This is a genomic window from Desulfovibrio sp. DV (assembly GCF_001936595.1).
GTDB lineage: Bacteria > Desulfobacterota > Desulfovibrionia > Desulfovibrionales > Desulfovibrionaceae > Solidesulfovibrio.
On sequence record NZ_MLBG01000019.1, the window covers coordinates 21,468 to 33,237 of the forward strand.

The 11,770-nt window shown below is 63.4% G+C and carries 8 protein-coding genes; all 8 read right to left on the reverse strand.

What is annotated here, in order from left to right; all coding sequences use genetic code 11:
* Positions 1-3: 3 nt before the first annotated feature.
* Positions 4-3,465 carry a tetratricopeptide repeat protein gene (locus tag DVDV_RS06825; protein ID WP_083634693.1) on the reverse strand — a complete coding sequence of 1,154 codons (3,462 nt, stop codon included), beginning with the start codon at positions 3,463-3,465 and terminating at the stop codon, positions 4-6.
* Positions 3,466-3,826: 361 nt separating this feature from the next.
* Positions 3,827-5,536 carry a radical SAM protein gene (locus DVDV_RS06830; RefSeq protein ID WP_254845289.1) on the reverse strand — a complete coding sequence of 570 codons (1,710 nt, stop codon included), beginning with the start codon at positions 5,534-5,536 and terminating at the stop codon, positions 3,827-3,829.
* 96 nt (positions 5,537-5,632) lie between these two features.
* Positions 5,633-5,836 carry an ABC transporter substrate-binding protein gene (locus tag DVDV_RS06835; RefSeq protein WP_075353952.1) on the reverse strand — a complete coding sequence of 68 codons (204 nt, stop codon included), beginning with the start codon at positions 5,834-5,836 and terminating at the stop codon, positions 5,633-5,635.
* Positions 5,837-6,524: 688 nt separating this feature from the next.
* Complete coding sequence (locus DVDV_RS06840; RefSeq protein ID WP_075353953.1) at positions 6,525-8,318, reverse strand: ASKHA domain-containing protein; 1,794 nt, start codon at positions 8,316-8,318, stop codon at positions 6,525-6,527.
* Complete coding sequence (locus DVDV_RS06845) at positions 8,296-9,351, reverse strand: uroporphyrinogen decarboxylase family protein (RefSeq protein WP_075353954.1); 1,056 nt, start codon at positions 9,349-9,351, stop codon at positions 8,296-8,298. The genes DVDV_RS06840 and DVDV_RS06845 overlap by 23 nt, the downstream gene beginning before the upstream one ends.
* Complete coding sequence (locus DVDV_RS06850; protein ID WP_075353955.1) at positions 9,344-10,030, reverse strand: corrinoid protein; 687 nt, start codon at positions 10,028-10,030, stop codon at positions 9,344-9,346. The genes DVDV_RS06845 and DVDV_RS06850 overlap by 8 nt, the downstream gene beginning before the upstream one ends.
* Positions 10,031-10,081: 51 nt before the next feature.
* Positions 10,082-10,942: a uroporphyrinogen decarboxylase family protein gene (locus DVDV_RS06855; protein WP_075353956.1), complete on the reverse strand. Its 861-nt coding sequence runs from the start codon at positions 10,940-10,942 to the stop codon at positions 10,082-10,084.
* A gap of 5 nt (positions 10,943-10,947) precedes the next feature.
* Entirely contained in the window at positions 10,948-11,739 is a 792-nt protein-coding gene (locus tag DVDV_RS06860) for an ABC transporter ATP-binding protein (protein WP_254845292.1), read from the reverse strand.
* Positions 11,740-11,770 lie beyond the last annotated feature (31 nt).

Here is an 11,770-nt window from a genome sequence, read left to right on the forward strand (position 1 = left end):
GGCCTAGAAGTACCAGCCCAGTTTGAAGACAATCTGCCGGTCGGGATAAAAGGCGTCCAGGGCCACGGCTTCGCGTTGGTAGGTGAAGCGGGTGTTGGTCAGGTTTTTGCCCTCCACGGCGGCAAAGCCGCGTTTGCCGGGGAATTCGTAGGACACCCGGGCGTCGAGCAGGCCGAAAAGCGTTTCGGTACGCCGCTCGCCGAATACGTTTTGGTAGCGGTTGTCGTAATAGTACTGGTGCACCAGCGTGCCGCCGATGCCGGCCCCCAGTCCCGAGGAATGCAGAAAATTAAGGGCCAGCGCGCCGTCGGCCTCGAAGAAGTCGTCTTCCGGATAGCGCCGGGCCGTGGCTTCGTGGGGAAGGAGCCGCTTGGCCACGCCAAAGAGCGACAAGCCGAGATACGGGGTCAGGATGCGGTTGAGCCCCACGGTTGCCATGTACCGGGCCACATTGACGTCAAAAACCCGGTCGTAGCTCGCATAGGGATCGTACTGGGGATTTAGGACCTGATCCCAGGTGAGGCGGGCCACGGTGAAGGTGGCGTCGTCCCACTGGGCCTCCCAGCCGGCCCCCAGTTCGCTGATGGTGGAGCCGTCGTCGGCGTTTAAGCGGCCCGGGAAGCCGGCCACTTCCGAAGGCGCGATGACGGATTGGAAGAGCGTGTGCGTATTGAGGTAGCGCTGGAAGGCGAGGCGCAGGGTGTGGTCCTCGCTTACTTGCCAGTTGAGTCCGACGCGGGGACTGACGAGCTGGCGCTCGATGGGATCGGGCCAGCCGAAGCGCGAGGAGGCCACGGCGTCGTAGCCCAGGCCCAGTTCGGCAATCAGCCCCGGAGCCAGCTTCCAGTAGTCCATGGCGTAGACGCTGCCGGCCCGGTCGGCCGGATTGTAGTGCCAGCGGGTGGCGTTGTCCTCGGCTAACCGGCCATAATAGATGTAAAAGTCCCGACTCTTGCGCATGTAGTCGAGTTCGCCGCCGAAGTAGTCGCCGCCGACCATGAGGGTATGCTCGCCAAGAATGAGCTGCTGCTGGGCCTGTAAACTGATAAACCGGCGCTCGGTGCGGCGGTATTGCAGATAGGATTCCTGGGCCGGGGCGGTGTTGTCGCCAAGGCTTATAGCGTTGTAGCTGCGATCCTTCCAGTTCCAGACATTGTCGGCCACGGCGGCGTAGGTGACAAGCGTGGCCTTGGGGCCGAAACGGTGGACGTAGCCGGCCTCGGCGATGCGGTTGGCAAAGGCCTGCTTCTGGTCGGGCGAGTTTTGATAGAGCCAGTCGCTGGCGCTGGCATTGTCGCCGGTCTGGGTGTCGTTGCTGGTCAGGGCGGCCAGAACCGCATCACGCACGGTGGGTTCCCACTTGAGCTGGCCGAAACCGTACAGCGACCGTGTGTCGCTGTTTTGCTCCCGCATGCCGGCGTCATCGTTCCAGGCACCGTAGAGGTCGCCGGCCAGCCCCGGCAGGCCGCCGTAGACCTCGGTCGAGGCGGAATAGGCCCCGTGTCCGTTGCTCCAGACCCCGGCCGTGCCGATGGTCTGCAACCGCAGGTAGGGGCTTTCGAACATGGGGGTGTAGTCGTTGGACTGGGTAAAGGTGTTCTGGTTGGCCGGGGACAGGAGCCGGAACAGGAGCAGTTCCGTGCCCGAAGCCCCGACCCGCTGCCGGGTGGACCGGTAGGCGCTGCTCATAAACAGATGGGCCGAAGGATTGAGCGGGTCGTTTTTAACAGCCGTGACCGCCTTGGCGTAGGCCCAGTCGCCAAGGCCGAGGAGGGTGAACGGCCTTGCCAGGTCGGCGTTTCGCACGGCCAGGTCGCGGTCCAGCGTCAGGCGCGAGCGGAAAATGGCCTGATTGTCGTTCTTGGCGATGGAGGCGTTTATTTCCCGAATGGCCTCGCCCGGACGGTTGAGGTCGGTCAGCGCGATGCCCTTGTAGAGATGGGGCGTGGGGTCGCGGGGATCAAGGGACACGGCATAGTCGTAGGTGGCCAGCGCCTTGTCGAAATCGCGGTTTTGGTACAGCGCCTTGCCCAGGGCCGACTGGATGAGCGACAGGCGCGGGGAGAGCAGGGTGGCGACCAGCATTTCCTCCAGCCCCCGGGCTTTTTTGCCCTTGGAAAAGGCCACGTAGCCAAGGCCCAGATGGGCCTCGCCAAGGCCGGGATCAAGGCTGGCGGCCCGAGTGAAAAAGTCCTCGGCTGCTTTGAAATCGCGAAATCCCAGACGCACGAAGCCGGCCCCGGCCTGGACGACCGCCTCGTCCGGGGCGGCGGCCAAGGCCTTGGCGATGGTGGCCCAGGCGGCTTCCAGTTCATCGGAACCAAGCTCGATGCGGGCCAGGTAGACGGCGGCGGCGGTAAAGCCCGGGTCCAGGGCCAAGGCTTGGCGATAGCAAGCCTTGGCCCTGGGCAGATCAAAGTTCGAGGCGGCAACCAGTCCGGCCGTGACCTGGGCCAGGGCCGAATCCGGGGCGCGGGCCAGGACGTCGCGGGACAGTGTGGCAGCCTCGGCCAGCCGGTTCTCAAAAAGGGCCATCTGGGCGGCCAGACAGGCGGCGGCCACGGACTGCGGTTCCCGGCTGCGGGCGGCGGCGATCCAGCGTCCGGCGGCCTCGGGTTCGCCGGCCATGAGCGCAACATAGGCCCCGGCCGTCAGGAGCCCCGCATCCGGCGCGCCTTTGTCCAGCAATTGGGCCATGGCCGCATAGGCCCGGCCGACCTCGCCGTTGCCGGCTGCGGTCAGGGCCTGCCGGGCGGCAGTAGCGGCCGGCCCGGCCCCTTCCCCGACCAGCAGCGAGGTGTCGGCCACGGCCGGATAGTAGAGGGTCCATTGGACGGCCTGGGCGGGATTGACCAGCACCTGCTTGGTGGGCGCTTGGCCCGGTCTGGCGGAACCGAACTCTCCGGCAGCCAGGGACAGTTCGCCCTGGGCATTGAAAAGGGTCAGCGCCCCGCGCAAAAGGGCTACCGTGGACAACCCGTCCGGGGCCACGCGCACCACGAATTCCGTGCCGCGTATGGCGGCGGTCATGGCCGGGGTGGATAGTTCAAAACGGAAGCGTTCAGCCTCGTTTTTCAGCCACACCTCGCCCTTGGGCACGTCGTAGAGGCTGGCCGGGGCGGCCTTGGAGGCAACCGGGACCAGACCGCCTCCGGAGAGTCGTGCCGACGGCGCAGCGGCTTTGAGGACCAGCACCGTATTTTCATTGAGCTTGATCTGGGATTCATCGACGCACAAGATGGCAGCCTTGGAGGCCGGGCCGGTGGACAGGGCGTCGCCGGGGAAAAGCGACTGTCCGGCCGGGGCGGCCCGCCAGTCGCTGGCTCCGGCCGGCCGCAGGCTGACGGAACCCTGGACGGCCACGAGCCGACCCACCGGGTCGGCGGCGGCCAGGGCGGTGGCGGCGGCCAACAGCAGACAGGCCATGACCAGCCACGGCAAACGCGCAATGCGGGCGTACTGCATGGCATTCCTCCTGTGCGGATGGGGTGCTGCAACATGGGGATGATTTGCTGTAGCGTGAATCAGGGAGTAAAGCCATGGTTTCGCTGGGCCGCAGCCGAGGACCGTGCAACAACGTGTTGTCGCATCGGGACGACTGCGGATTCGTCGATGGGAATTTGAGGCTGGTGCGGTAGGGGGGGCGCGCGACGAACCACTCCGTCTCCGGCATCGTCGCGGCAATGCCGAAGCCAGGCGCACCCGTCGATGCTCGGCTGCAGCTCTTGACATCCGCAACGGCCCATCCTCATGACCGCAACCGCACGTTGGTTTTTGGTCAGGGCTTCATGGAAAGCAATCTCGTCGTTGCCGCTCAATCATTGGCCTACGTGTCGCTGCTTTCCGTGAAACGCCAAAATCTATTTGGTTTGGCAAAGGAACGGTTTATTGATGCGATGGGAAAATCACGACCAAATACGTGGCGATGATACGCGCTTGCATCGGCTTCGATATCGAAATGAAACCGATCAGGGTGTACCATGTTGGCTAAATAGCGCAGGCCAAGCACCCACTTTGGAGCGCCAAAATCGCTGGATGGGACCGGGGCTGTATGTACGCGGCCGCTGCGTACTGCGGAAACATCGAGCCCGGATTCGTGGCATTCCAGGCAAAATGATTCTGGATCGTTTGAGATAAAGGAAGAAATAAAAATAACTTCCGGGTCCAGTCGGTGCAAGGCGGCCGCATCAATGGTTCTACCCGGCCTGCCCTCCAACTCAAGCAACGTGTTGACGCTGTACCCGCCGGCAACGCCGACCAGATGATTTTCGAACCGGTCACCCTTGATGGCAAAGAGCGGCTTACCCATGGCATAGTAGGTTCGCGGTCGTTTCATCCCACTGGCGACCCCTTCGATGACGGGCGCGATCATTTCAGACAAGTAGTCCTGGAGCTTTTGGGCCTCGACGTTTCGGCCGAGTACCGCACCGAAAGAGTTGATAAGGCTGAAATAGCCGCTGATCGTCTGTATGTCCCGGTGCAATTCCGGCAACATGCCCTGAGCCAGCAGATGCTCCCAAGCGCCAACTACCTCGGCTTGGGTCGTCGCTCCCATGGCCAGACACAGGGACTCCACGATTTCAAGCCCGCGGGTGAAGGGATAGCCCCCCTGAAAGGCTCCCTCGCGGAGGACCGGCGGCGAGAAATGTCCGGTTATGACTGGATCGCCGCCGCATCGCCCACAAGCCGCAGTCGTGTCCGGAACACCGGGGGAAAATGAGAGCAGCCGGGCACCCATGGGGCCGTAAAAATCCCGAACGACAACCCGCTCCCCACAGTCAGGGCACAGTGTGTCCAGTCCCCGAGTGCCCGGGGTGTTGAACACGTAGGTAAAGGGCAAGGTGCGTTGAAGCTCCCTGGCAAAGGCCTCGGTGTCTGCAATGGGTGGTTCCAGGGCCGGGTCGGCTGTCTCGATGGGGACGAAACGCATCAGTTGCAGGACAATGTTGGGCGATATCGCGGCCAGGGCGTCTGCCAGTCGCCGGGTGTCCTCCCGATTGTCGATGCGATCCATGCAGGCGACTTCCACATGTACCCCGCTTTCATACAGCAAGCGGATGTTTCGCAGAACCACGCCCGGGTCGCCGCCGCCACAGGCCTGTACGGCCTTGGCCGTCATGCCCTTGACTCCAACATTTATGCAATCAAGCAATCCCAACAGCGGCCGCAAAGAAGTTTCAGTAAAATAGGCGTTGGAGGCGCAGCCGACTAAAAGCCCCTTGTCTGCGGCTGCCTGGGCAACATTGAGAAATGTATGGTAGGAAGCCAAGGGATCGTTCATCAAAAAGGCTATCCCTTGGCAGTTCTGTTTGATGGTCATCTCGACCACGGCTTCCGGGGGCAAGTGGCGCAGGGCTGGGCTGTCTGGTCGCATTTCCCGGGCTGTTGCCGTGGCAATGCAGCCTGGACAGTCGAAGTTGCAGCCTACGGTGCTCACTTGCAAAAATGGCGCTCCAGGATGAAAATGGAGCAACGGGATGGTTTCGACCGAGATCGGACTTGCGACCAGATAGCGATTTGGGAAGCGCTCGGCCATGGCTCCATTCGTATTTGTATACCGTTCGCAGGCCCCGATTTTACCTGATGGAACATGACAGCCTCGTTCGCAGATCATACACCGCATTGTGGGTCCTTATGGGCGGCGTACGGCGTCGCAGTCGGTAGGTGTATTAGGGGACAGGGCATAGACGCGCTTGGGCGCATCGGGCACGACGACGGTTTTCCCGGACATGTCTGTGACGGTTGCAGCCGGTATGCTGCCAGGCGCGCGGCAACAGGCCGCAGCCAGGGTCACGGCCAGGACGAAACGAATGGACGGCGCGGCGAACCACTGCATGGCGGGTAATCCTTTCGCGTCAGACGCGGTGCCAGGGGGGACCAACTGGAGGCGGAAAGCCTCGGTCTGGTTCTCCTGATTTGCAAAAACACGTTCCGGCCGGATTCAATGCCTGCACAGTATAGCCTTGCCGTAAAACCGGAGGCAACTTGACAGTGTTTTTGGTTGTACTGCTATTTTAGTGAGATGTGCGATGCGCCATGACTATCTGCTCACACGCATATATTTGGAATGAGGTCACTGGGAAATATATTTCAAGTATTGACGTGAAGATGTTCACTGTCATGACCGGAAGCATATGGTATCGATCGGTGCTGACACCGTATTTCCTGAGGGAAGCGCTAGGAAATAAGTGAATCCAACGCAGTGAATCAGAGATTAAACCGCAATACGGTTAAAGATGTGGAAATTCTGACTCGAATCACGAAAAGTTATTGGATCGTAATTCAATGGTGTAACATAATATAGTAAATAAGTATTGAATTGCCTTGTTTAGAGTGATCGTGCTTGTGTTGCTGTGGACTGGCCTGGGTTTTTTGGACACCAACCTGGCGGCAGGGAACTGTCGTCCAGGAGGTATCGTATTGCTATGGCACAAAGCGGGATGCCAGGGACTCAGCCGGTCATGATAAATCACTTCTTTTCGTGGAGAGCGGCAGGTCTCCAGGCCGTGGTCGAAAGCGTCGCTTCAGCCAGCGCGCCCGGGAAAATCCAGACACGTTACGAAGAGGCGGTCAAAGCCGTCCAGGGTGCTCAGTTCCAGATAGCGCACGTTTCTGGCCAGGATTTCCATTTCCCCGCGCGCCGCTTGTGACAGCAGGGCCAGGCTGGCCCCGCTTTTCGAGGTGTTGCCCAGATAGGCGACCTTATCGCCCAGGGCGCGGGGGATGATGCCGCAGCCGGTCAGGCTGGCCACCGGCAGATGCGCGCCGAACTGGCCGGCAATGAGCACCCGGTCGATGGCGGGAAGGGTCAGGCCGGCCTGCTCAAGCAGGGCATGGACGCCCGAGAGCAGCGCCCCCTTGGCCAGTTGCACCTGCCGGATATCTTTTTGAGTGACAAAAACGGGCGAGTCCCCGTCAACCAGCCGCAGGGCCGGCTTGCCATCGCGCAGGCACAGGTAGGCGCGGCGCGGATCATCAACGGCCAGGGCTTGCTCCTTGACCAGATTGCCGCGCGGCAAGATGAGTCCGATCTTGAGAAAAGCGCTGATGGCGGCCAGGATGCCGCTGCCGCACAAGCCTGTCGGCGGGGCGTTCCCGATGGTCGTCAGGATCAGGCCGGCCGGGGTGACGGCTACATCCTCGATGGCCCCTGACGAGGCGCGCATCCCGCAGGAAATGTTCATGCCCTCCAGGGCCGGGCCGGCGGCGCAGGAACAGGCGAGCAGGCGTCCGCCGCTGGCCAGGACCATCTCCCCGTTGGTGCCGATATCGATAAAAAGCGTTGTGTCCGGGGCCTGGGCCAACCCGGCAACCTGCATCCCGGCCACGATGTCTGCGCCGATGTAGGCGGAAACCGAGGGCAGGCAGTAAAGTCTGGCCCCGGGTGCGGCCATGAGGCCGATTTCGGCTGCAGGCAGGTTTTGGGCGTTGGTAAAGACCGGGGTAAACGGCGCCCGGCCCAGGGAAGACGGATCGATGCCCAGGAGAATATGCAGCATGGTCGTGTTTGCAGCCACGGCCAGGGTGTCGATGGACCCGGGCGGCAGGCCCGTCGCGGCGGCCAGTTCCCCGGCAAGGGTGTTGACGCAGGCAACCACGGACTGCTGCAAGGTGCGGACCCGCTCGTCGGGCTGCTCCATGACAAAGCCCAAGCGGCTGAGCACATCAAAGCCCTGGCTCGTTTGCGGATTGATGGCCGAGCGCACGGCCAACTCCCGGCCGGTGCGCAGATCAAGAAGGGCTGCGACCACGGTGGTCGTGCCGATATCGACAGCCAGGCCGTAGCGCTGGTCGGCACTGTCCTCGGCTTGCAAGGCGACCAGTCTGCCGTCGTCGAAGGTCGCGGTCAGACAGTCGTTATCCCAGTCCAGCCCGCGCAGCAGCCGGCCGGGAATCTTTTTTTCCCCCAAGGCGGCCGCCAGGCGCGCAGCACGGGAGTCGGCCGGCTGCGGCTCCAGCCTGACGACCTTTTTGACCAGGGCCGGGTCCAACCGAAAGGGCGGCAGATACCCGTCGGACAGGATGGCGCTTTCCGCGGCCTCCTGCGGCAGGGCCACGTCCAGATCGGCTTCGGGAAAAAGCGTGCAGGCCAGACGGCGGCCCTGGGCCAGTTCCTTTGCGGCAAAAAGCGAGAGCTCCTGTTCGGTGGGAGGGGGCAGGCTGTCCCCGGCCACGGTCACGGCGCATTTGCCGCACAGGCCGGCCGCGCCGCAGGGGCTTGGGAGCATAAGGCCGGCGGCGGCCAGGGTATGAAGCAGCGACCGGCCGGGCCGGCCGTCAAGGACACGGCCGCGCTCAGGAATCCGAATGGCGGGCATGGTTTTTCCCAGGGGTGTGGCCGGCCACGGTCGTGAGCATGGCCTGCATGTTGGCCAGCGGCGAGGCGTTGCCCATGCCGCAGGCCGGGGAAACGATATCCACGCCGCATTCCAGGCAGTGCCGGGTCAGCGCGGCCACCTTGTCCGGGCTGCCGGATTCCAGGGCAAAGGTGCTGACATTGCCCATGAGAGCCGTCTGCGGGAGGTGCTCCCGGGCCTTTTTGAGGCTGACCACGGCGTCAAAGCTCAGGGCGTCGCAGCCAAGGCCGGCCAGCAGGGGAAAGACCTTGTGCATCTTGCCGCAGATATGGACGATAATTCCGGCTTGGGGAAAGGCTTGGCGCAGGCCCGTAATGATCCTGGCCAGGGCCGGGAGTTCGTAGGCGGCAAACAGGGCCGGCCCGAGAATCTCGCCGGTGCCGCTGGGATCAGACAGGGCGATGACGTCCGCGCCTGCTTCCAGTTGCCCCAGGCCAAAAGCCAGGATGTGGTCGGTCAGGTGGTCCAGAAACGCATGGGCCTGTCCGGGGTTTCGGCGCAGTTCCCTGTACAGGGTGACCGGTTCGAGCAGGCTGCCGGCCAGACTCATGGGACCGGTCAGGTTGCCGATGATCGGCACGCTGCCGCCCTGGGCCGCCAGGAGCGCGATGGCGTCAAGCACCACACCCGGCCGGCCGGTACCGGCGTCAAACGGCGGCAGGCGCTCCCACTGGGCGACGGAGTCGATGGCATAGCCCACCACCCGCGGCTCATAGGTCGCCGTGCCCAGGTCGACCGTGGCACCCAGGGCTTCGGCTTCGACAGTCATGCAAAAGGGCAGGCCGTAATTTTCAAAGCACCGGGCGTTTGAGGCTGCTGTGGCCAGCCGGGCCATGCGGACCGGGTCGGTATGGGCCTCGGGCAAAAACAGGCCGGAGGCTTCCATCAGTTCGCGGGTCACCATGTTCATCATGCCGCCGGGGCAGATGCATGGAGGCCGATCTACCGGCTCGCGGGCCAGGGCCTTTTGAAGCCGCGTCTTTTCGTCAAGCATCCCGGCTGTCCCGGGCCATTTGGCCGAGTTCGGCGGCAAGAAGCTGTCGGGCCACGCTGACCGCGCTTACGGCATTGTCCGCGTAGGCGTCGGCCCCGATCTTTTTGGCAAAGGCCGGGGACACCGGCGCGCCGCCGATGATGACCTTCACTGCGTCGCGCATGTTTTCCTTCTCCAGCAAGGCCACGATGCGGCCCATGTTGGTCATGGTGGTGGTCATGAGCGTGGACAGGCAGACAAGGGACGCGCCCACCTCCTTGGCCTTGGCGACAAAGGCCTCGACCGGGACGTCGCGGCCAAGATCGTACATCTCAAAGCCGGCCGTCTCCAACATGATCTTCACCAGATTCTTGCCGATGTCGTGGGTGTCGCCCTCGACCACCCCGATTACGACCCGGATCTTGCGGGCACGCTTTTCCGATTCAGGCAGATGCGGCTTGAGTTCGGCCAGACCGGCGTACATGGCGTCGGAGCACAGCAGCAGGTCGGAGACGAAATACTCCTCTTCGTCATACAGCGCCCCGGCCCGGTTCATGCCGTCCACAAGGCCCTCCAGAATGCCTTCCAGGGCAGGATGCCCGGCGTCGACATAGGCCCGGGAGACGTCGACCACGCGCTCGTCTTCCATATTGACCACGCAGTCCGACAGGTGTTGCAAAAGTCCGTGCTTGTCGTTCATGCCGTTCTCCTCGGGAGAGGTTCTCGCCGTCTCATGTTTCGTCGTGGGGCATCAGGCCGGAACAAGCTGTTTGATGACGCCGTTTTTCAAGAAATAGCCGGTGTTTTTGAGGCAGGCTTCGCCAAGGGGCAGGCCGTTTTTACCGGCAGCCAGGCATCCTTGGCCGTAGGCCATCGGACGGGCAAGGGGCAGGTCCTGCCAGCTCGCCCGGTCTTCGCTGACCAGGGCGTGGGCCAGCTTGGGGCAGACGTGCACGGCGGCCTTGCCCCCAACGTCGGCTTGGAGCCGGCCCAACAGGGGCAGGACGAACCGGTCCGCCACAAAGCCGAAGCGTTGGGGACCCAGGATGGACAATGTGCCGGTGGGATCGGCATAGCCAAGGACCAAAACGCCCGCATCGGCCGCAGCCAGGGCGTAGCCGGCAAGCTCGTCGTGCAGCCGGGCGAGGACCTCGCCCATGAGTGCGGCGTCCCTGCGCCACTCCCTGAGGACCACAGCCAGATCCATGAGCCAGTTGAGGATGGTCATGGGGCCGCTTATTTCCAGGGCCACGGGTTCGCCGGCCGTTGCCAGCAGGGAGCAGGCCCGAAGCACCTGCCCCAGGCGTCCGGCGGCAGTCTCCATAGGGGGGAGGCGCAGGACCTCGCGCAGGGAGGAACACACGAACGTTCCCGCCCTGGGACCGATGGCCGCGTCTCCCAGCCGGATGGACGCCCCAAGGGCTTCGGCTTCCACGGTGCAGCAAAAGGGCAGGGTGCAAAGGACAGCGCCGTTGCTCTCCTTGATCCCTCGGGCCAGGCGGGCCATGGCCGCGCCGTCGGTGTGGATGCCGGGAAAGGACAGGCCGAGCCCGGCCAGGAGCCCGGCCTCGGTTCCTGTCGCGTCAAGGTGGCCGCAGGCTGGTTCGGGCATGCCGGTCAGGCTCCCTGTCCGTTGGCGGCCTTGAGCTGGATGATTTCCTCGTTGATGATCCGGATCAGGTCGTTTCTAAGTTCCACGATCTGCGGGTCCTTGTACATGGTGCTGCGGGTGAGTTGCTTGTCCCGGCCAAAGGCGTGGCGGTAGATGATCTTGCTTGGCGACTGGCCGAGGATGGCAATGTCCGTGGCCAGATAAAGGGCCTCGTCCACATCGTGGGTGACGAAGAAAATGGTTTTGCGCCGGGCGGTCTCTTTTTGCCAAAGATCGAGCACCAGCTCCTGGAGCCTGGCCCGGGTCACGGCGTCCAGGGCGGCAAAGGGCTCGTCCATAAGGAGAATCGGCGGATCAATTCCAAAGGCCCGGGCAATGGCGCAGCGCTGGCGCATCCCGCCGGAAAGCTCTCTGGGGAACTTATCAAAGCTGGTCGCGTCCAGTTCCACCTCGGCCAGCCGGCGCAGGGCCTTTTCCCGGCGCTCGGCTGCGGACAGGGACGGAAACTTCTGCTTGAGCGCAATGGTGATGTTGTCCCCGGCACTCATCCAGGGGAACAGGCCGTAGTCCTGAAACACCACCCCGCGCTCCAGCCCCGGCCCGGTGACCGGCTCCCCATCGACCAGAATCTGCCCGGTCCTGGGTTTCTCCAGCCCGGCCAGCAGGCGCAGCAGGGTGCTCTTGCCGCAGCCCGACTGGCCAAGCAGGCAGACGAAGGCCCCGGCCTCCACCTCCAGATCGATGCCGCCCAGGATCTGGGCCGTGTCGTAGGCGAAACACAGCTTCTCAATAGTCACATTCAACAAAACGCACTGCCTCCCGCATCCG